22 protein-coding genes and 1 tRNA gene are annotated in these 18,907 nt (G+C 71.4%); 2 read left to right on the forward strand and 21 right to left on the reverse strand.

The features are described 5' to 3' along the window. Positions 1–110 precede the first annotated feature (110 nt). The 7 genes from ACFVN5_RS10515 to rpsB form a co-directional block, all read right to left on the reverse strand. The gene (locus ACFVN5_RS10515) at positions 111–797 is read right to left on the reverse strand and encodes a lytic transglycosylase domain-containing protein (RefSeq protein ID WP_376955030.1); all 687 of its coding nucleotides are present in this window, start codon (positions 795–797) and stop codon (positions 111–113) included. Positions 798–883: 86 nt separating this feature from the next. After that, positions 884–1,438, reverse strand: a complete 555-nt coding sequence (locus tag ACFVN5_RS10520) for a DivIVA domain-containing protein (RefSeq protein WP_376955031.1) — start codon at positions 1,436–1,438, stop codon at positions 884–886. A 20-nt stretch (positions 1,439–1,458) separates the two neighbouring features. Then, on the reverse strand, positions 1,459–2,364 hold the full coding sequence (locus ACFVN5_RS10525; protein ID WP_376955032.1) for a phosphatidate cytidylyltransferase: 906 nt from the start codon (positions 2,362–2,364) through the stop codon (positions 1,459–1,461). Between the two features lie 87 nt (positions 2,365–2,451). Next, a complete protein-coding gene (frr, locus tag ACFVN5_RS10530; RefSeq protein ID WP_376955034.1) occupies positions 2,452–3,006 on the reverse strand; it encodes a ribosome recycling factor in 555 nt (184 codons plus the stop codon). 33 nt (positions 3,007–3,039) lie between these two features. Continuing rightward, a complete protein-coding gene (pyrH, locus tag ACFVN5_RS10535; protein ID WP_376955035.1) occupies positions 3,040–3,771 on the reverse strand; it encodes a UMP kinase in 732 nt (243 codons plus the stop codon). A gap of 181 nt (positions 3,772–3,952) precedes the next feature. After that, positions 3,953–4,783, reverse strand: coding sequence for a translation elongation factor Ts (gene tsf, locus ACFVN5_RS10540; protein ID WP_376955036.1), 831 nt, complete (start codon positions 4,781–4,783; stop codon positions 3,953–3,955). Between the two features lie 37 nt (positions 4,784–4,820). Continuing rightward, positions 4,821–5,753 (reverse strand): 30S ribosomal protein S2, encoded by a 933-nt coding sequence (rpsB, locus tag ACFVN5_RS10545; protein WP_376955037.1) that lies wholly within the window; start codon positions 5,751–5,753, stop codon positions 4,821–4,823. 274 nt (positions 5,754–6,027) lie between these two features. Between rpsB and ACFVN5_RS10550 the strand changes: the two genes are divergently transcribed. Then, entirely contained in the window at positions 6,028–6,627 is a 600-nt protein-coding gene (locus tag ACFVN5_RS10550) for a M23 family metallopeptidase (protein WP_376955038.1), read from the forward strand. A gap of 32 nt (positions 6,628–6,659) precedes the next feature. Here ACFVN5_RS10550 and ACFVN5_RS10555 read toward each other — a convergent pair whose 3' ends face one another. The 13 genes from ACFVN5_RS10555 to ACFVN5_RS10615 form a co-directional block, all read right to left on the reverse strand. Next, on the reverse strand, positions 6,660–7,577 hold the full coding sequence (locus tag ACFVN5_RS10555; protein ID WP_376955039.1) for a tyrosine recombinase XerC: 918 nt from the start codon (positions 7,575–7,577) through the stop codon (positions 6,660–6,662). Continuing rightward, positions 7,574–8,479: a phosphodiesterase gene (locus ACFVN5_RS10560; RefSeq protein WP_376955040.1), complete on the reverse strand. Its 906-nt coding sequence runs from the start codon at positions 8,477–8,479 to the stop codon at positions 7,574–7,576. The genes ACFVN5_RS10555 and ACFVN5_RS10560 overlap by 4 nt, the downstream gene beginning before the upstream one ends. 52 nt (positions 8,480–8,531) lie before the next feature. Further along, positions 8,532–9,806 carry a DNA-processing protein DprA gene (dprA, locus tag ACFVN5_RS10565; protein WP_376955042.1) on the reverse strand — a complete coding sequence of 425 codons (1,275 nt, stop codon included), beginning with the start codon at positions 9,804–9,806 and terminating at the stop codon, positions 8,532–8,534. Then, complete coding sequence (locus ACFVN5_RS10570) at positions 9,803–11,344, reverse strand: YifB family Mg chelatase-like AAA ATPase (RefSeq protein ID WP_376955043.1); 1,542 nt, start codon at positions 11,342–11,344, stop codon at positions 9,803–9,805. The genes dprA and ACFVN5_RS10570 overlap by 4 nt, the downstream gene beginning before the upstream one ends. Continuing rightward, positions 11,344–11,700, reverse strand: a complete 357-nt coding sequence (locus tag ACFVN5_RS10575; RefSeq protein ID WP_148734753.1) for a YraN family protein — start codon at positions 11,698–11,700, stop codon at positions 11,344–11,346. Before ACFVN5_RS10575 ends, ACFVN5_RS10570 begins: the two co-directional genes overlap by 1 nt. A 135-nt stretch (positions 11,701–11,835) precedes the next feature. Beyond that, positions 11,836–12,702, reverse strand: a complete 867-nt coding sequence (locus ACFVN5_RS10580) for a 2-oxo acid dehydrogenase subunit E2 (protein WP_376955044.1) — start codon at positions 12,700–12,702, stop codon at positions 11,836–11,838. Positions 12,703–12,739: 37 nt separating this feature from the next. Beyond that, positions 12,740–14,317: a carboxylesterase/lipase family protein gene (locus ACFVN5_RS10585; protein ID WP_376955045.1), complete on the reverse strand. Its 1,578-nt coding sequence runs from the start codon at positions 14,315–14,317 to the stop codon at positions 12,740–12,742. Between the two features lie 83 nt (positions 14,318–14,400). Beyond that, positions 14,401–14,472 (reverse strand) — tRNA-OTHER (locus tag ACFVN5_RS10590). Positions 14,473–14,591: 119 nt separating this feature from the next. Continuing rightward, positions 14,592–14,915, reverse strand: a complete 324-nt coding sequence (locus tag ACFVN5_RS10595; protein WP_130352672.1) for a DUF2469 family protein — start codon at positions 14,913–14,915, stop codon at positions 14,592–14,594. A 6-nt stretch (positions 14,916–14,921) separates the two neighbouring features. Beyond that, positions 14,922–15,608: a ribonuclease HII gene (locus ACFVN5_RS10600; RefSeq protein WP_376955046.1), complete on the reverse strand. Its 687-nt coding sequence runs from the start codon at positions 15,606–15,608 to the stop codon at positions 14,922–14,924. 1 nt (position 15,609) lies between these two features. Next, a complete protein-coding gene (gene lepB / locus ACFVN5_RS10605; RefSeq protein ID WP_376955047.1) occupies positions 15,610–16,356 on the reverse strand; it encodes a signal peptidase I in 747 nt (248 codons plus the stop codon). 89 nt (positions 16,357–16,445) lie between these two features. Further along, positions 16,446–16,793, reverse strand: coding sequence for a 50S ribosomal protein L19 (rplS, locus tag ACFVN5_RS10610; protein ID WP_376955048.1), 348 nt, complete (start codon positions 16,791–16,793; stop codon positions 16,446–16,448). Positions 16,794–16,990: 197 nt separating this feature from the next. Continuing rightward, positions 16,991–17,506, reverse strand: coding sequence for a hypothetical protein (locus tag ACFVN5_RS10615; RefSeq protein ID WP_376955049.1), 516 nt, complete (start codon positions 17,504–17,506; stop codon positions 16,991–16,993). 87 nt (positions 17,507–17,593) lie between these two features. Here ACFVN5_RS10615 and map point away from each other — a divergent pair, with 87 nt between their 5' ends. Further along, the gene (gene map / locus ACFVN5_RS10620) at positions 17,594–18,361 is read left to right on the forward strand and encodes a type I methionyl aminopeptidase (protein ID WP_376955050.1); all 768 of its coding nucleotides are present in this window, start codon (positions 17,594–17,596) and stop codon (positions 18,359–18,361) included. A gap of 20 nt (positions 18,362–18,381) precedes the next feature. On the opposite strand, the gene nirD is transcribed toward map, so the two are convergent. Next, the gene (gene nirD, locus ACFVN5_RS10625; RefSeq protein WP_376955051.1) at positions 18,382–18,732 is read right to left on the reverse strand and encodes a nitrite reductase small subunit NirD; all 351 of its coding nucleotides are present in this window, start codon (positions 18,730–18,732) and stop codon (positions 18,382–18,384) included. Positions 18,733–18,907: the final 175 nt, after the last annotated feature.

Here is an 18,907-nt window from a genome sequence, read left to right on the forward strand (position 1 = left end):
AGTCTAGGCGGCGGCCCGGCATCCGCCTGCTCGTCGACGCCCCGCCGAGCGGCCTGACGCGACGGGCCCGCCAGTGGACGTCAGCCGACCCGGATCGGGTCGCGGGCGGGTCAGTACCAGCCGACGTCCTGCGAGTGCGCCCACGCGCCGCACGGCGTCGCGTAGCGGCCCTGGATGTAGCCGAGGCCCCACTCGATCTGCGTGCCCGCGTTCGTCTCCCAGTCGGCGCCGGCCGTGGCCATCTTCGACCCGGGCAGTGCCTGCGGGATGCCGTAGGCGCCGCTCGACGCGTTGTAGGCGTTCACGCGCCAGCCCGACTCCTTGCTCCACAGCGCGACGAGGCAGTCGAACTCGGTCGACGGCCAACCGCGTGCGGCGACGGCGCCGGCGGCGTACTCCTGCGCCGAGCCGGGGTCGGGCGTGATCGCGGGCGGAGCCCAGCCGCTCGAGGCGGAGGTCGCGGCGGGCGCGAGCTTCACCTCGGGCTTCTTCTCGACGACGTAGCCCTCTCGGGAGACGTCGATCGTGTACTCGCCGTTGACGTCGAACGCCTGCACGTCGGCACCGCCGAACCGCTCGCCGCGCTCGGCGAAGTCGGGCGAGGCCGTGGCGCCCGAGAACGGGTCGACCACGTTCACGAGCAGGAAGCTCACGGATGCCACGAACGCGAAGATCACGGTCGCACCCTGCTTGACGGGGCTGCGCGTCGCGGTGCGCGACGCGCCGCTCGTGGTCGTGCGCGACGCGACGGGGGCGTCGGGAGAGGCTGGGGAACGGCCGGTGGACGGTTGACGCACGGGTGTCGTCGAAGCTTCGTTCCCGGTATGCCTGCCCACGATTCGTCGAGTGTATCGGAGCGATCGCCGCGGAGTCGAACCGGAGGTCAGCGGACGGCGAGCATGACGTCGACGACGGCGTCGAGCACCAGGTCGACCTGCGATTCGCGGTAGCCGCCGCGCTGGGTCGTGAAGACCACCGTGCGCACGTCGTCGATGGAGATCGGCCATCCGTCGCGGAAGTACCGCGTGAGCTTGTCGGCGAAGCGATCCACGTCGCGTACCCGGTAGCCGAGCGCCAGCGGGCTGACCCGGTCGAAGCGCTGGCCCTCGGGCCGTGCGAGGCGGTTGGAGACCACCTGCGCCGTGCTGCGGGCCTCCGTGAGCCACGCCTCGCTGCCGTGGAGGCGCGCGGCCACCTGGCGCTCCTCCGCGGCGAACGCGTCCTCGAGGCGCTCGAGCGCGGCGTCGACGTGCGCGGTCGAGTAGCCGCCCTTCTGCATCGCGAAGGCGGTCAGGCGGATGCGCTCGGACGACAGCGGCGGGTCGTCACCACGGGCCTTGCCGTCGTAGGCGCGTCGGGCCACTTGCAGGAACTCCTCGACCTGGGCGGTGTTGTAGCCCAGCTGAGGCTTTCTGGCGCGAGGGAAGGTGGAGTCCACTACACCATTATCGCGGACGCTCAACCGAAGATCCGGAAGGCCACGAACGCAACGGCCGCCGACGGCAGGATCGAGTCGAGCCGATCGAGGAAGCCGCCGTGTCCGGGCAGCCAGGAGCTCATGTCCTTGATGCCGATGTCGCGTTTCACGAGCGACTCGGCGAGGTCGCCCAGCGTCGCGGTGAGGAAGATCGCGGCGCCGAAGATCAGCCCGAACCACCACGTGTTGCCGAGCATGAAGAGCGAGAGCAGCACGCCGGCCACGAGGCTGGCACCGGCTCCGCCGGCGAAGCCCTCCCAGGTCTTCTTCGGGCTGATGACGGGCGCCATCTTGTGCTTGCCGAACATGAGCCCGAACGCATAGGCGCCCACGTCGGCCGCCACCGCGATCACGATGAACGCGAGGGTCCACCACTGCCCGCCCTCGGCGGCCGTCAGCACGACCGTGAACGTGGCGAGGAGCGTCACGTAGCCCTGCACGAAGACGCCGGCAGACAGGTCGCGCACGAGGCTCGCGCCGCTGCGGCGGCGCGACGGGACGGCCTGCTCGACGAGCCGCCACACGGTGACCAGCACGATGCCGCCGAGCACGGCGAGCAGCTGCCCGCTCGCGCCGCCGTAGTACGCGATCGGAATCGCGATGACGGCCGAAGCCACCGTCGGGATGCGCGGCACGTCGAAGTCGCCCTTGCGCAGCGCCTGGCTGAGCTCCCACGCCGCGAAGCCCGCGAGCACCACGGCGAAGAGCATGAAGAGCTCCTTGATCACAAGGAGGCTCAGCAGCAGCGCACCGCCGAACGCCAGTCCGATGAGGATCGCCAGGATCAGGTTGCGGCCCGTGCGGGCCTTGATCTTCTCCTGCGCCTGGTCGAACTGCGCCTTGGACGCCTCGAACTGCCGCTCGAGGTCGGCTTTGCGGGACTGCACCTGCGCGCGGATCTCCTCGCGCGAGGTCCGCTCATGCCCCCCGGCGTCCGACCTGTCATCCCCTGGGACGCCCGACATCGTGCTCCCTCAGACCTCGAGGAGTTCGGCTTCCTTGCGCTTCAGCGCCTCGTCGATCGCGTCGACGTTCGCCTTGGTCACGTGCTCGAGCTCCTTCTCGCCACGGGTCACCTCGTCGTCGCCGACCTCGCCCTTGAGGGACTCGAGGTCGTCCTTGGCCTTCCGACGGATGTTGCGCACCGACACGCGGGCGTCCTCCGCCTTCGACCGCACGATCTTCACGTACTCCTTGCGCCGCTCCTCGGTGAGCTCGGGCAGGGTGACGCGGATGATGTTGCCGTCGTTGTTCGGGTTCGCGCCGAGGTTGGGCACGTCGCGGATCGCCTGCTCGATGTCCTTCAGCGCGCTCTTGTCGTAGGGCGTCACGACGAGCGTGCGGGCCTCGGGGTTCTGGAGCGAGGCGAGCTGCGCGAGCGGCGTCGGGGTGCCGTAGTAGCTCACCATGATCTTCTGGAACAGCTGCGGGTTCGCTCGGCCGGTTCGCACCGTCGCGAAGTCCTCCTTCGCGACCTCGACGGCCTTCTGCATGCGTGCGGTGGCATCGGACAGTACATCCGCGATCACGGGGGCTCCTTCTGTTTCGCTGCTCGGGACAGTCTATCGAGTGGACACCGGCACGCCGTTGCTCACGATCGTGCCGAGTTCCGCACCGAGGATGGCCTTGGTGACATTGCCGCTCGGCTCCATGCCGAACACCTGCATGGGCATGCCGTTGTCCATGCACAGGCTGAACGCGGTCGAGTCGACGACCTTCAGGCCGCGCTGCAGCGCCTCCTGGTAGCTGATGGTGTCGATCTTGTGCGCGTCGGGGTTGGTGCGCGGGTCATCGGAGTAGACACCGTCGACGCCGTTCTTCGCGACGAGCACGACGTCGGCGCCGATCTCGAGCGCACGCTGCGCGGCGACCGTGTCGGTCGAGAAGTACGGCAGGCCCGCGCCGGCGCCGAAGATGACGACCCGGCCCTTCTCGAGGTGGCGCTCCGCACGGCGCGGGATGTAGGGCTCCGCGACCTGCGTCATGGAGATCGCCGACTGCACGCGGGTCTCGGCGCCCGCCTGCTCGAGGAAGTCCTGGAGCGCGAGGGAGTTCATTACCGTGCCGAGCATGCCCATGTAGTCCGCACGGCCGCGGTCCATGCCGCGCTGCGAGAGCTCGGCGCCGCGGAAGAAGTTGCCGCCGCCGACCACGATCGCGACCTCGACGGTGCGCGCGGCATCCGCGATCTCGCGTGCCAGTGCGCTCACGACGTCCGGATTGACCCCGAGCGCTCCCCCGCCGAACGCCTCTCCGGAGAGCTTCAGCATCACCCTGCGCTTGCGTTCCGTCATCCCCGACCGTCCCTTCGTCCCCGTGTCAAAACTAGTGGTTCACCGGCCCCGACGCAGTGCCGGTGCCCGATGTCGCGCGGCGTGCCCCTTGCCCCACTTCGCGTGGCGGCGGCATCCGCGCATGGAAGCATGGAAAAGGGAGCCCGGATCGCCTGTGCGATCCGGACTCCCTCACCTCGACTTACGCGCCGACCTTGAAGCGAGCGAAGTCGCTCACCGTGAGGCCCGCGTCCGAGAGCACCTTGCCGACGGAGACCTTGTCGTCCTTGGCGTAGGGCTGCTCGAGGAGGGCGACCTGCTTGAAGTAGGCACCGAGGCGACCCTCGATGATCTTCGGCAGGGCGGCCTCGGGCTTGCCCTCGTCGCGCGTGATCTGCTCGACGATGGCACGCTCCTTCTCGACCGCGTCCGCCGGGACGTCCTCACGCGTGAGGTACTCGGGGTTCGCGAACGAGATGTGCTGCGCCACCGAACGCGCGGTCTCCGCGTCGTCGCCGGCGTAGCCGAGCACGACGCCGACCTGCGGGGGCAGGTCCTTCGACGTCTTGTGCAGGTAGATCGAGAACTGCTCGCCCGTGACGAGGCGGATGCGACGGAGCTCGACCTTCTCGCCGAGGATCGCCGCCTCCTCGCTGATGACGTCTGCGATGGTCTTGCCCTCGGCCGGCGCGGCCAGGGCGGCCTCGACGGTCTCGGCGCGAGCCGCAGCGGCGGCCGAGAGCACGCGGTCGGCGAGGCCGACGAACTTGTCGCCCTTGGCGACGAAGTCGGTCTCGCACGCGAGCTCGAGCAGGGTGGCGGTGCCGTCGCCGTTGTCGACGGCGGCGACGAGGCCCTCGGCGGTGGACCGGTCGGCACGCTTCGCGTTGCCCTTCGCGCCCTTCAGGCGGAGGATCTCGACGGCCTTCTCGAGGTCGCCGTCGGCCTCCACGAGTGCGTTCTTCGTGTCGACCATGCCGGTGCCGAGGCGCTCACGCAGGGTCTTGACGTCTTCGAGGGTGAAGTTGGCCATAGTTGTCTCCTGGACTTGTGGTCGTAGGTGGAGTGGATTACTTGGACTCGGCTGCGGCGGCGCCCTCGGCGTCGGCCTCCGACTCGGTCGCGGCGATCTCCGTCGCGGCCTCGTCGACGACCTCGGCCGCCTCTTCCTTCGCCTCGGCGACGGTCTCGGCGACGACGTCGGTCTCGGCCGACGCCTGCTCGGGCGTGGTCGCGCTGCCGGCCTGGAGGAGCTCCTGCTCCCATTCGGCGAGCGGCTCGACGGCCGACACGTTGCCCTCGGCCTCGGGCTTCTGGTGACGCTCGATGAGGCCCTCGGCGGCGGCGTCGGCGATGATGCGCGTGAGCAGGCTCACCGAGCGGATGGCGTCGTCGTTGCCCGGGATCGGGTACTGCACCTCGTCGGGGTCGCAGTTGGTGTCGAGGATGCCGATGACGGGGATGCCGAGCTTCTTGGCCTCGTCGATCGCGAGGTGCTCCTTCTTGGTGTCGACCACCCAGAGCGCCGACGGGGTCTTCGACAGGTTGCGGATGCCGCCGAGCGACTTGTGCAGCTTGTCGAGCTCGCGCTTCTTGATCAGCAGCTCCTTCTTGGTGAAGCCGCTGGTGGTGCCCTCGAAGTCGAGCTCCTCGAGCTCCTTCATGCGCGCGAGGCGCTTGGAGACCGTGGAGAAGTTGGTGAGGAGGCCGCCGAGCCAACGCTGGTTGACGTAGGGCTGGCCGACGCGGGTCGCCTGCTCGGCGATCGACTCCTGGGCCTGCTTCTTCGTGCCGACGAAGAGGATGGTGCCGCCGTGGGCGACCGTCTCCTTGACGAAGTCGTACGCCTTGTCGATGTAGGCGAGCGACTGCTGCAGGTCGATGATGTAGATGCCGGAACGCTCGGTGAAGATGAAGCGCTTCATCTTCGGGTTCCAACGGCGGGTCTGGTGCCCGAAGTGCACGCCGCTGTCGAGCAGCTGGCGGATGGTGACGACGGCCATGAGCCGTACTCCTTTGTTCTCAGTTGTCGCTCGCGCCGGCGGCGCGGAGCCCTGGTGCCCGGCACGGCTCCGCCGGCTCAGGCTGGAGGACCAGCGCTTCGCGGGACTGAGTGGAGTCGGTGGCCGAATGGCACGCGTAGTCACCCCGGCGGGCCGAGGTGTATCGGATACTCTACCACGGCACCCGTCCTCCCCAGCCTCGGCGCGGGTGTCGGCCGTTCCCGTCCTCGCCGCCTGTGCGCGCGGATGCCGCGGGCCCGGCCAGCCTCGGTGCATGACCGTCACCGAGCCCTCCTCCGCCCTTCCCGCGCCCGCGTCGACCGGCCGTCGTCGACGACGGATCGGCGCACTCGTCGCCGCCGTGCTGACCCTGCTCGTCGGCGCCGCACTCGTGGCGATCAGCACCGGCGCCGCTGGTGCGCTCGGACTCGCACCGGCCGTCGCCTCGACTCCCCCGACGGTCGCGGCACCGGTGCAGTGGCGCTGGCCCGTGCCGCCGCCGATCCGCGTGGTCTCCCCGTTCCGGGCGCCGGCCTCGCCGTACGCGTCGGGACACCGCGGCATCGACATCGCGGTCGTGCCCGGCGCGACGATCGTGGCGCCCGAGCCGGGCACCGTCAGCTTCGCCGGCGCGGTGGCCGGGCGCGGCGTCGTCGCGATCGACCACGGCGGCGGCATCGTGAGCGCGATCGAGCCCGTCGACGCGCTCGTGGCCGAGGGACAGGCGGTCGCGGCCGGCGACCCGATCGGCGTCGTCTCGTCGGGCGGGCACTGCTCCGGCTGCGTGCACTTCGGGGTGCGCATCGACGGCGAGTACGTGTCGCCGTTCCTCTTCCTCGGCGGCATCCCGCGCGCGGTGCTGCTGCCGTTCTGACGGTGGAGGTTCGCCGGCCGCAGGCCCGCGCCTCAGGCCCGCGGATGCGCCGTCCGGTAGCTCTGCTTGAGCCGTTCCGTGGAGACGTGCGTGTAGATCTGCGTCGTGCCGAGGCTGGCGTGGCCGAGGAACTCCTGCACCGCACGGAGGTCGGCGCCGCCGTCGAGCAGGTGCGTCGCGGCGCTGTGCCGGAGCGCATGCGGACCGCCCGGGCCGGAGCCCGGGATCGCCTCGAGCAGCGTCGCGATCTGCCGATGGACGCTGCGCACGCCGAGGCGGCCGCCGCGCACGCCGAGGAACACGGCCGACGTCGTCGGCGCTCTCTCGGCGCCGACGACCAGGGCCGGACGGGCGGCCTCGAGGTAGCGATCGAGCGCCCGCGCCGCGGGTGCGCCGTACGGGACGACGCGCTCCTTCGCGCCCTTGCCCGTGACGCGGACCGTACGTCGACGTCGGTCGACATCGATGAGGTCGAGTCCCACGAGCTCCGACACGCGCAATGCGGAGGCGTACAGCAGTTCCGCGATCGCGGCGTCGCGCACCGCGACCGGATCGCCGTCGGCCGCCCGGTCGCCGAGTGCCGCGAGCGCGTCGGCGAGCGCGTGCTCGGTGACCACGCGCGGCAGCGTGCGCTGCGCGCGGGGGGCCTTGAGCCGCGCGCCGGGATCGGTCGCGATCAGGCCGCGCCGGTGCAGCCAGGCGGTGAAGCCCCGAGCGGATGCCGCGCGCCGCGCGATGGTCGCACGTGCGAGGCCGCGCTCGGTGGCCGCCCACAGCCAGTCGCGGAGCAGCCCGAGGTCGATCCCGCCGGGGTCGTCGAGGCCGCGCTGCTCGGCGAACCCCATGAGGTCGCCGAGGTCGGCGCGATACGCCGCGACGGTGTGCTCCGAGTAGCCGCGCTCGGTGCGGACGTGCGCGAGGTAGTCGTCGAGCGCGGCGTCGAGGGTCATGACCCCTCGGGCTTGCGCGAGAAGCGATCGAGCCGACCCTCGGGCGGGAGGCCCTCGACCTCCGCGAGGAACTCCTCGCCGAAGCTCGTCACGACCGGGAACGGGCCGAGCGGCACCACGATGGACACGTGCGTGGCGTCGTAGACGTGCACGAGATCGAACGACCGACCGCCGTCGACGCCGACGAGCTCGCGGGGCGGCGCGGAGAGGTCCATGGTGTACGCCGTGGCGCCCGCGACGGAGACGGGGATGCCGGCGAACTCGCCGTTCGTCGGATAGTGCAGGTGCCCGCCGAGGATGAGCCGGATGTCGCGACCGCGGATCACCTCCGCGAGCGCGTCCTGCCCCTGCAGCTCGAGCACGTCCATGAGGGCGAGCGGCGTGGCCAGCGGGGCGTGGTGCATCGCGAGGAAGGTGCCCTCGGGAGCGGGTTCGGCGAGGACGCGGTCGAGCCACTCGAGCGAGGCGTCGTCGAGCCGGCCGTGATGCCAGCCGGGCACGCTCGTGTCGAGGGCGATCACGCGGAGGCCGTCGAGGTCGACGACCTGGTTCACGGGCTCGTCGGAGGCCGGCTCGTCGAGCAGGCCCTCGCGGAACGGGCCGCGCACGTCGTGGTTGCCCATGACCCACACGACGCGGGCGCCCGACGAGGCGGCGAGCGGATCGACGAGCTCGCGCACGCGCCGGTACGCGTCGGGCTCCCCGAGGTCGGTGACGTCGCCCGTGACCACGATCGCGTCGAGGCGGTCGCCCAGCCGTTCGAGCTGCGCGACGACCTGTCGCAGGGCGCCGACCGTGTCGGCGCGGCCGCCGAGCGGCGCACCGCCATCGAGCAGGTGGGTGTCGCTCACATGGGCGATGACCCGTTTCGCCGCCGGATACCTGCCGAGCTGCTCCGCCATGCCGACCTCCTCGCGGTCAGCCTATGGCGTGCCTCTCACGCCGGCCCGGCGATCACCCGGCACGCCGCCGACGCCAGCCGCGGGCGTCCCGCATGGCGATGCCCTCAGCCTCGAGTCCGCCGAGCACCGACATGACCTCGGTCACCGTGAGTCCGGCGCGACGCGCCACGTCGTCGAGGGGACGCGGCGACCGGGTGCTCAGCGCGTCGAGCACGCGCACCAGTCTCGGATCGGCGCGTTCGTCTGGCGAGGACGACTCGGGGCCTTCGCCTTCGCCTCCAGCCTCCCCGTCGACGACCGAAGCGCCGGCGTGCCCGCGCCAAGACCGTCGACCCCCGCCGGGGACGAGCTCCGCCATCTGGTCGGCGTCGACGACGCACACCGCATCGAACTCGCGAAGCAGGCGGTGGCATCCGGCCGACGCGGGACTCGTGACCGGACCGGGAACGGCGCCGATGGGCCGCCCGAGCGCCGCAGCGTGTCCCGCGGTGTTGAGCGAGCCCGAGCGGATGCCGGCCTCGAGCACCACGGTCGCCTCGCTGGCGGCCGCGATCAAGCGGTTCCGCTGGAGGAACCGCCACTTGGTGGGCGCCGCGCCGCACGGCAGCTCGGCGACGACCGCGCCGGTCTCGGCGATGCGCGCGAGGAGCGACTCGTGTCCGAGCGGGTAGTAGCGGTCGACTCCGCCGGCGAGGAACGCCACGGTCGTGCCGTCGCTCGCGAGCGCTGAGCGGTGCGCCATTCCGTCGATGCCGTAGGCGCCGCCGGAGACGATCGCGAAGCCCCGGTCGACGAGCCCCGCGGAGGCCTCCATCGTGACGTGCTCGCCGTACCCGGTGGCCGCACGCGCACCGACGAGCGCGATCGTCGGCTGCCCGCCGCCGAGCGCCTCGACCCGACCTCGGACCCACAGGGCGAGCGGCGCGTGCGCACCGAGCTCGTCGACGCCGGTCGGCCAGCCGGCGTCGCCCGGGACCACGAGGCGCGCGCCCACCCGAGCGGCCTGCGCCAGCGACGTGACGAACCCCCGATGGTCGAGCCGTGGAAGCCAGCGGTCACGTGCAGAGTTCGCTTCGCGCTCGTCGAGGTCGCCGCCGGCCTCGACCACCGCGTCGACCAGTGCGTCGGCCGGCGCACGGGCGAGCAGGTGCTCGGCCATCGCCGGCGCGCCGACGGCGACGATCGACCGTCCGAGCACGCCGTCGCCCGGTTCGGCGACGAGACCGAGCACCGCGCGTGCGAACGCGTCGAGCGACAGCTCGGCGCCGCGGCGCACGGTCGCGAAGTCGGCCGCGGACTCCCCCGCGGCCTTAGTCAACAGCTTCACAGGTCGAATCCCTTCCTCATGAACAGGGCGTGCCCGACGTGCTCCCGGGTCGGCACGGTCGCGCCTTCCAGATCGGCGAGTGTCCACGCCGTCTTCAGCACGCGGTCGTAGCCGCGCATCGTGATGCCGCCGAGCTCGAGCGCCCGGTCGGCCGCGGCGCTCGCGCGACCGCCGGGATGGAGCCGCCCAGGACCGCGCATCCAGGGTCCCGGCATCTCGGCGTTGGTGCGCCACGGGGTGCCCGTGAGCCGGTCGCGCGCGATGTCGCGCGCCGCGACGACCCGGGCACGCGCCTCGGCGCTCGACAGGCCGGGTCGCTCGGCGGCGAGACGCAGTCCGGCCGCGGTGATGCGGGGCACCCAGATCTGCAGGTCGATGCGATCGAGCAGCGGTCCGGATATGCGACCGAGGTAGCGACGCCGCATGATGGGCGTGCACGTGCAGTCGAGGCTCGTCAGGCCGTGGTTGCCGCACGGACACGGGTTCGCGGCCACCACGAGCTGGAACCGCGCGGGGAACGACGCTACCGAGTTCGCCCGGTGGATGCTGATCGTGCCCGACTCGAGGGGCTGGCGCAGCACGTCGAGCACAGCCGAGGGGAACTCGGGCGCCTCGTCGAGGAAGAGCACGCCGTGCGACGCGCGCGACGCGGCGCCCGGACGGATCAGGCGGCTGCCGCCGCCGACGATCGCGGCAGCCGTCGCGGTGTGGTGCGGCGCCTCGAACGGCGGCCGCACCGAGAGCGCGTCGCCGACGGAGCGGCCCGCGAGTGAGCGGATCGAGGAGACCTCGAGCGCGGCGTCGGGCGCGAGATCGGGCAGGATGCCTGGCAGCCGGGAGGCGAGCATGGTCTTGCCGGCGCCGGGCGGACCGAGGAAGTAGACGTGGTGACCCCCGGCCGCCGCGGTGAGCAGGGCGTCGACCGCATCGTCGTTGCCCGCGACGTCGGCGAGGTCGCCGGGCGCATACTCGCCGTCGTCGGCGCGCATCGACGCGGGCACCGGCTCGACCGGTCGCTCCTCGTACTCGCCGCCGTGCCGGATGGCGGCCTCGAGCAGGGACGCGACGCCGATCACCTCGACCCCCGGCACGAGCGCGGCCTCAGCGGCGTTCGCGCTCGGCACCATCACGGTGTCGTGGCCGGCGCGGGAGGCCGCGAGCACGGCGGGCAGGATCCCGTCGATCGGGCGCAGCCGCCCGTCGAGGCCGAGCTCGCCGAGGTGCACGACACGGTCGACGGACTCGACCGACACCTCGCCTGCTGCCGCCAGGCAGGCGATGGCGATCGCCAGGTCGAAGCCGGAACCGTGCTTCGGGAGCGCGGCCGGCGAGAGGTTCACGGTGAGCTTGCGCTGCGGCAACGGACAGCCGGCGTTCGTCGCGGCGGAGCGGACACGCTCGCGCGCCTCGGCGAGGGCCGCGTCGGGCAGGCCGATGATCGAGATGCCGGGCAGCTGCGACGAGAGGTCGGCCTCGACCTCGACGATGGAGCCCGCGAGGCCGAGGAGGGCGACCGAGCGGGTGCGTGCGACGGGCATCAGCCGATGCCCTCGAGGTGCTCGATCATCGCGGGCGCCTCGGTCGGCGCGAGCACGGCGACCGCGTCGATGCGGATGCGGGCCACCGGGGCATCCGTCGCCTCGCACCAGGCCACTGCGAGACGGCGCAGGCGCGCGAGCTTCAGCGGCGTGATGGCCTCGAACGGATGCCCGAAGTCGTGGGTCGTGCGTGTCTTCACCTCGACGAACACCGTGTCGCGGCCGTCGCGGGCGACGATGTCGATCTCACCGAGCCGGCAGCGCCAGTTGCGCTCGACCACCGTCATTCCGCGACCGAGCAGGTGGTCGACCGCGAGCTGTTCGCCGCGCCGACCGAGTTCCGCGTTGTGGGCCATCCGCACCACCTCCGCGACCAGCGTCGTGGCGCGCGGCGACCCGCGCATCGCGGCGATGCGGATCGGGGTCGACGAGACTCGGTGGCGTGGGTGTCGAGGACGAGTCGACGGGCATCGATCGGCGAAGTGCGCCGTTCAGGGCCCGGCCGCGGTCTCGTCGTGGAGCACGACGTCTCCCTGCGGAGCGGCGTCGTCCCGAAGCGCGGCGCCCGACTCGATCAGGACCCGCAGCGTCTCGGTGAAGCGGGCGGCGGGGGCGCCGTCGATCACGGCGTGGTCGAACGACAACGTGAGCGGCAGCATCCACCGCGCGACGATGCGATCGTCGCGGACCTCCGGTCGCTGCGTCACCCGACCCACCGTGGCGATCACCGTGAGCGGCGCCACCGGAACGGCCCACGCCCACGCGTCGGAGAGCATGCCGAGCGAGGTGACGCCGACCGCCGGTCCGAACGTCGCCGAGACCCGCGGGCTGGTGGCGGCCATCCGCAGCGCCGTGCGGCGGAGCGGTGCGGGAAGCCGAACCAGTCCGCGCGCGAGGCCTCGCTGCCGAGGCGGCTCGCCCGGCCCGTGCTTGGCCGTCGACAGCAGCTCGGAGATCGTGGCGCATGACCGGCGGTCGGCGTCGCGGACGACGGCGACGTCGAGGACCGCCGCACCCGCCTGCTCCCGTTCGACCGTGGCGCCGATGTCGACGCGGTCGAACGCGAGGATGCGACTCCCCGCCTTGCGGGCATTGACCTCGGGGTGCATCGCGACGGCACGGGCCAGGGACGCCACCACGAACCCGGTCCACGTCACCCGCAGCTCGGAGTCGAAGAGTCGAGCTCGCGCCTCGGTCACGTCGAACTCGGTCAGCGCGTGCACCTGGAACCGGCGGCTCGCGCCCGCGAGGCGGTCGAGCACCGGCCGGCGCTCCGGCGGGATGCGCCGGACGGCGTACCCGGGTGGTCCCCCGGTGTGACGGGCATCGGGGCTCGTCTCCGGTTCCGTTCGAACCATGTGCCATCCCTCCTCGGATGCGCGAATCGAGTCGGGATCAGCGCCGGCCGTCCCAGAGGCTCCGCTCCCAGGCCCTCGGGTCCTCGACGACCCGGCTGCTCGTATCGAATCGCATGGTCGCCCGTCGATCGAGGTCGTAGGCGGGCCAGCCCGGGTCGCCCGTCGCCGCGAACGCGATCCATGCCGCATGCATCGCATCGGCGAGCACCTGCGGCGGGTCGGCACCGAGCATCGGTCCGAACAGTGGCGCGTCGGGCGCCAGGGTGTCGAACACGAACGGGATGTCGATGGCGTGCACCGCGCCCAGCCCCGGCGCCGGCCACGCGAACTCGTACATCCAGGTCCTCCCGCCGGCCGCTGCGTGCGCCTCCGCCAGGCGCAGCGCGGGGATGCGCATCCACCAGTCGGTCTGCACTGCCGCGAGCACCTCCCCCGGGGCGGCATCGGGGTACCGGTCTCGGTAGGCGGCGAGTGCCGCGTCGACCGGGAGTCCGTACGCGGCGATCGATCGGGGGCCGTGGAGGGCGACCTCGCCGGTGAGCATCTCGTCGTTGACCTGCGCCAGCATCCCGCTGACCACGAGCCACAGGCGCCAGTCCTCGGTGTTCGTCCCGACGACGACGTCGACCCCGGTCGCCGAGCCGCCGGCGATCCGTTCGATCGGCGCAGCGGGCACGACGTCCCCATCGACCACCGGCTGCCACGGCATCGAGCCGGCCACGATGGCCGACCCCCACCGGTCGGGGTCGGGGTGCGCGAGGAGGTCCGCCTTCAGGGCGGCCTGCGCCGCGAGCAGTCGGTCGACGCCGGCCGCCGCGATGTCGGAACGCGTCGGCGGAACGCCGAGGCGCCGGGCGAGGTCGCGTCCGATCCGCAGGGCGTCGTCGGCCGTGATGACGTGGTGGGCCGCGCCGCTCTGGAGGATCGCGCGACGGAACAGTCCCTCGGCTCGGGGCATGGCGAGCAGCGTCCCGATGCTCATGGCGCCGGCCGACTCGCCGAACACCGTCACGTTGCCGGGATCCCCGCCGAACGCCGAGATGTTCTCGCGCACCCACTCGAGCGCCGCGACCTGGTCCAGCAGGCCGACGTCGGCGATGCCGTCGTCGAGGTAGAGGAACCCCTCCGCGCCGGGTCGCCAGTTGATCACCACGCACACGACCCCGTCGCGGGCGAATCGGCTGCCGTCGTAGGCCGCCGTCGAGCTGAGCTCGAACATGCCGCCCTGGATCCAGACCATCACGGGAAGGTCGGCTGCGCCGGGATCCGGAGTCCAGAGATTGAGGTTCAGGCAGTCGTCGGTGCCCGCTGCCCGATCGACCCTCGCGAACGCCTCGCCGACCTCGTCCCAGTCCTCGGCGGGTCCGGACTCGGGCCCGCCGCTCGCCGGCGGCGCCACCTGCGGCGGTTCGGGTCCGAGTCGGGTCGCATCACGGACGCCGGTCCATGCGACGACGGGCTGCGGCGGCCGCAGCCGGTTCGTGCCGACGGGTGGCGCTGCGTAGGGGATGCCGCGGAACGCGTACCCGGTCTCGGTGATGCTGCCGCGCAGGTCGCCGGCACGCGTCCGGACGACCCGGCTCCCTCGTACGACCGTGCGCTCCGCGTTGCTCATGTCAACCACGGTGCACGTTCCCGGGACTCGCCGTAGGGGCGAAGGTCCCGAGGCACCGTGGGGACGACGAGGAGCGGACTCAGACGCGACGGCGGGATTCGAACCCGCGACGCACCCAGTGAGAGCATGTGCCCCGGTCCACCCGGAACGTCGCGATGCGGTGATGTTACCGTTTCGTTATCTTCCGCCGCGAGTCCACCTTTCGGGGGACACGAGGAAAGACACGGGAGGTCAGCGGCAGGCGACCCCGACGAGGCACGGGAGCGCCCGACGATCACTCGTCGAGCGCGAGCTCCTTGGGCAGTTCGAACTCGCGCGTCGCGAGCTCCTCGACGTTCACGTCCTTGAACGTGAGCACGCGCACCGACTTGACGAACCGGTCGGCGCGGTACACGTCCCAGACCCAGACGTCCTTCATGTTGAGCTCGAAGTAGAAGTCGTGCTCGGTGTCGCGGCGCACGAGCTCGACCTCGTTCGCGAGGTAGAACCGCCGCTCCGTCTCGACCACGTACTGGAACTGCGACACGATGTCGCGGTACTCCCGGTACAGGGCCAGCTCGACCTCGCGGTCGTAGTCTTCGAACTCGTCCTCATCCATCGTGGATCATCCTACGCCGAGCTCGAACAGCGCCGGATCCGCCTCTGCGGGGCGCTCGTGCAGCCAGGTATGGCGGTGCAGGTCGCTCGGGCCGTGCTCTTCGAGGGCTGCGAAGTGGCCCCGGCTCGAGTACCCCTTGTTCTCGTTCCAGGCGTAGAGCGGCAGGTCGTCGTGTGCTCGACGCATGCCGCGGTCGCGGTGCACCTTGGCGATGACGGATGCCGCGGCCACCGACGCGCAGTCGCGGTCGGCCTTGATGCGGGTCGACACCTGCACGCGGTGCTCGACGGACGTGCTCAGCCAGTCGTAGTTGCCATCGAGCACCAGCGGGGTGCCGAACGCGATCTCCTCGGCCGCGGCGAGCGCCGCGAACGCCCGGGCGCCGGCGAGCCCGAGGCACGCCATGATGCCGAGCTCGTCGATCTCGGCGGCGGATGCCTCGCCCACGGCCCAGCCGCGCACCCACGCCTTCGCGCGCGGCGCCATCGCCTCGCGCTTCGGCTCGACGAGCAGCTTCGAGTCGCGGAGCCCCGCGGGCATGCGGCGCACGGTCGGATCGATGAGCACGAGGCCGACCGTGACCGGTCCGGCGATCGCGCCGCGCCCGACCTCGTCGCACGCGAGCAACAGGCCGGCGCCCGTGTCGAAGAGCTCGCGCTCGACCTTGAGGTTCGGGATCGCCGACGGGCTCATGTCAGCCGGATCCCTCGTCGACGCCGGCGAACACCTCGGGGTAGTTGCCGAGCCAGGCCCAGTGGTCGATCGGCCAGCTCACCACGAACGCGCGCCCGACGACGTTGTCGATCGGCACGAACCCCTTGAGCGGCGTCTCGGTGTTGTAGCGGGAGTCCTTGGAGTTGTAGCGGTTGTCGCCCATGACCCACAGCGAGTCGTCGGGCACCGTGACGTCGAAGTCGTCGCGCGAGACCTTCGTCTCCCCCGGAGGCAGCGCCACGTAGGGCTCGTCGAGGGGCACGCCGTTGACGCTCATCTGCCCGAGCGCGTTGCAGCACGCCACGTGGTCGCCTGGCAGGCCGATGACCCGCTTCACGAGGTGGTCGTTCGAGTCGGGCGCCGACAGGCCCACGAACGCGAGGAACCAGTCGACCGCGGCGATGAGCGGGGGCTGCTCGGTCTCGACGCGGGCCGGCAGCCAGCCACCCGGATCCTTGAACACGACCACGTCGCCGTGCTCGATCGGCGTGACCTCGGGAACGAGCTGGTTCACGATGATCCGGTCGTCCATGACGAGCGTCTGCTCCATCGACTGCGACGGGATGAAGAACGACCGGATGAGGAACGTCTTGATGAGGAACGAGACGAGCACCGCCACCAGGAAGATGACGAGCAGGTCTCGCAGGAAGAGCAGCGTGCTCTTCTTCCTGCGTGCCGATGCCGAGCCCGCGCGGTCTGTCCGCGTGGTGCTGATTTCTTCTGTCATTTAACCGCCCGAGCTCCCCACCCAGTCTAGGGGTGGGGAGCTCGGTGGAATGACGCGGTCGCCCGCGACGCGCGGGCGGGTGCGACGGATCAGCTGTCGCGCTTCTCCTTGATCTTGGCCTTCTTGCCGCGGAGCTTGCGCAGGTAGTAGAGCTTCGCGCGGCGGACGTCACCGCGGGTGACGATCTCGATGTGGTCGATGATCGGCGAGTGCACCGGGAACTTGCGCTCGACGCCGACCTGGAAGCTGACCTTGCGGACCGTGAAGGTCTCGCGCACGCCCTCGCCCTGGCGGCCGATGACGACGCCCTGGAAGACCTGGATACGGGCGCGCGTGCCTTCGATGATGTTGACGTGCACCTTGACGGTGTCGCCGGGGCGGAAGTCGGGGATGTCCGACCTCAGGCTCGCGGCGTCGACGTGGTCGAGGATGTGCATGATGGTTCGCTCTCTGCGCCCGCCACCGGTCGAACGCGGATCATGGATTGGAAGTGTCTGGTGCCGCCCGCGCGATCACTCGCGCTGTGCGTGCTCCCCGGAGGCAGAGTCCTGCGGCGGCACAATCCTCTATTGTGCCATGTCGCAGCGCTGCACGCCAAAGCGGGCCGACGGATGCCGCTGCCGGCCGCCTGCGATCAGTCGCGGGCCTCGTGGATGATGATGACGTCGTCGCCGTCATCATGCGGCGGACGTCGCGTCGACGTCCCGCCCGCGGCATCGGGACCGTTTGGACCGGACTGCTGCGCGGCGAGCCGCTCGAACTCGGCCATGCTGGCCTGCACGCGCCGAGCGCCGTCGGAGACGAGCTGCCAGATGCTGCTCCAGAACGCGGCGATGGCCAGGAGGATCGCGAGCACGCTGAAGATCGTCGCCGTCTCGCCGTAGAAGGCCACGCCGATGATGGAGAGGTGCCAGGCGCCGACGACGCCGACGTCGGTCCACGACACTGCGCGCTCGGCGCGCACGGTCGGACGCGCCCACACGATCAGCGCGATGATGCCCAGCGAGATGAAGGCGACGGGCACGGTGATGATGAGGCCCAGGGTGCCCCAGCCGCCGCCGCCGTAGATCAACCAGCCCACGCCGAGCCACACCGGCAGCACGACGACGGCTGCGACCAGCCACCTGAGGAACGCCCGCCTGATGAGCATGCGCTCAGCGTATCGCCGCTGCCTGCGCGTCGACCGGGTGTTCACTCAGGGCGGACCCACCAGAATGGAGGGCGGAAAGGGATGAGCGTGATCGAACTGAGGACCCCGGCCGAGATCGAGGAGATGCGTCCGGCTGGCCGCTTCGTGGCGAGCGTGCTGGAGGCGACGGCGCAGGCTGCCGCCGTCGGCGTGAACCTGCTGGAGCTCGACGCCCTCGCGCACGAGATGATCCGCACGGGAGGCGCCGAGAGCTGCTACATCGACTACCACCCCTCGTTCGGCGCGAGTCCCTTCGGAAAAGTCCTCTGCACGTCGGTCAACGACGCCGTGCTGCACGGACTCCCCCACGACTACAAGCTGCGAGACGGCGACCTGCTGAGCCTCGACTTCGCGGCCTCGGTGAACGGCTGGGTGGCCGACTCGGCCCTCTCGATCGTGGTCGGCACGCCCCGCGACGAGGACCTGCGCCTCATCGACACGACGCGTCGCGCGCTCGACGCGGGCATCGCCGCCGCCCGTCCGGGCAACCGCATCGGGGACATCTCCCGGGCGATCGCGGACGTCGCGAAGGCCCAGGGCTACTCGATCAACACGGACTTCGGCGGCCATGGCGTCGGCCGCACGATGCACGGCGACCCGCACGTGCCGAACAACGGCCGCCCCGGACGCGGACTGCCGCTGAAGCCGGGCCTCGTCGTGGCGATCGAGCCGTGGTTCCTCGAGACCACCGACCGCATCTTCACCGACCCCGACGGGTGGACCCTGCGCAGTGCCGACGGCTCGCGCGGCGCGCACTCCGAGCACACGATCGCGGTCACCGACGGCGACCCGATCGTGCTCACGCAGCGCGGCTGAGCCGAGCGGCGCGGCCCGCGTCAGTCGTCCAGCTCGACCTCGATCATGCCGCCCACCACGCGCGTGCGATACGTGCGGAGCGCCAGCGACGCGTCGGTGAAGCACGCGCCCGTGCCGAGGTCGTAGACCTGCTTGTGCAGCGGCGACGCGATCGTCGGCCGGTCGCCGCGCGAGCCCACGATCCCGCGCGCCATCACGGGCGCACCCGTGTGCGGGTCGTGGTGGTCGACGGCGTAGACCTCGTCGCCGCCGACGCGCACGAGCGCGACCTGGCGGGCGCCGAGCAGCGCGACCTCGCCCCAGCCTGGCTCGAGGTCCTCGAGTTCGCAGGTGCGCTCCCAGGTGGTCGTCATCTCGATCGTCGGCGCCATGGCGGTCTCCCCTCGTCGTGCGTCCGACGCTACGTACGAGGTGTTTCCCACGCGGCATCCGCGTGTTTCCCCGACGTGAAAGTCCCCTCACAAACCGGACACTCGCTCGTGCGTTCGTGTGCGTGCGCGGTTACGTCGCCGTAACAGGGCGGAAACGGCCCGGTCGTAACGTCGC

It is taken from the genome of Agromyces sp. NPDC057865, from assembly GCF_042796995.1.
GTDB lineage: Bacteria > Actinomycetota > Actinomycetes > Actinomycetales > Microbacteriaceae > Agromyces.

What these genes read in the sequence shown, in the direction of transcription:
- rpsB (WP_376955037.1), bottom strand. Translation starts at nt 5,753, where the DNA reads ATGGCCGTCGTCACCATCCGCCAGCTGCTCGACAGCGGCGTGCACTTC.
- ACFVN5_RS10560 (WP_376955040.1), bottom strand. Translation starts at nt 8,479, where the DNA reads ATGGCGGAGCAGCTCGGCAGGTATCCGGCGGCGAAACGGGTCATCGCC.
- ACFVN5_RS10550 (WP_376955038.1), top strand. Translation starts at nt 6,028, where the DNA reads ATGACCGTCACCGAGCCCTCCTCCGCCCTTCCCGCGCCCGCGTCGACC.
- tsf (WP_376955036.1), bottom strand. Translation starts at nt 4,783, where the DNA reads ATGGCCAACTTCACCCTCGAAGACGTCAAGACCCTGCGTGAGCGCCTC.
- pyrH (WP_376955035.1), bottom strand. Translation starts at nt 3,771, where the DNA reads ATGACGGAACGCAAGCGCAGGGTGATGCTGAAGCTCTCCGGAGAGGCG.
- ACFVN5_RS10595 (WP_130352672.1), bottom strand. Translation starts at nt 14,915, where the DNA reads ATGGATGAGGACGAGTTCGAAGACTACGACCGCGAGGTCGAGCTGGCC.
- rplS (WP_376955048.1), bottom strand. Translation starts at nt 16,793, where the DNA reads ATGCACATCCTCGACCACGTCGACGCCGCGAGCCTGAGGTCGGACATC.
- nirD (WP_376955051.1), bottom strand. Translation starts at nt 18,732, where the DNA reads ATGGCGCCGACGATCGAGATGACGACCACCTGGGAGCGCACCTGCGAA.
- ACFVN5_RS10615 (WP_376955049.1), bottom strand. Translation starts at nt 17,506, where the DNA reads ATGCTCATCAGGCGGGCGTTCCTCAGGTGGCTGGTCGCAGCCGTCGTC.
- ACFVN5_RS10575 (WP_148734753.1), bottom strand. Translation starts at nt 11,700, where the DNA reads ATGGCCCACAACGCGGAACTCGGTCGGCGCGGCGAACAGCTCGCGGTC.
- ACFVN5_RS10555 (WP_376955039.1), bottom strand. Translation starts at nt 7,577, where the DNA reads ATGACCCTCGACGCCGCGCTCGACGACTACCTCGCGCACGTCCGCACC.
- ACFVN5_RS10580 (WP_376955044.1), bottom strand. Translation starts at nt 12,702, where the DNA reads ATGGTTCGAACGGAACCGGAGACGAGCCCCGATGCCCGTCACACCGGG.
- ACFVN5_RS10585 (WP_376955045.1), bottom strand. Translation starts at nt 14,317, where the DNA reads ATGAGCAACGCGGAGCGCACGGTCGTACGAGGGAGCCGGGTCGTCCGG.
- lepB (WP_376955047.1), bottom strand. Translation starts at nt 16,356, where the DNA reads ATGACAGAAGAAATCAGCACCACGCGGACAGACCGCGCGGGCTCGGCA.
- ACFVN5_RS10600 (WP_376955046.1), bottom strand. Translation starts at nt 15,608, where the DNA reads ATGAGCCCGTCGGCGATCCCGAACCTCAAGGTCGAGCGCGAGCTCTTC.
- ACFVN5_RS10570 (WP_376955043.1), bottom strand. Translation starts at nt 11,344, where the DNA reads ATGCCCGTCGCACGCACCCGCTCGGTCGCCCTCCTCGGCCTCGCGGGC.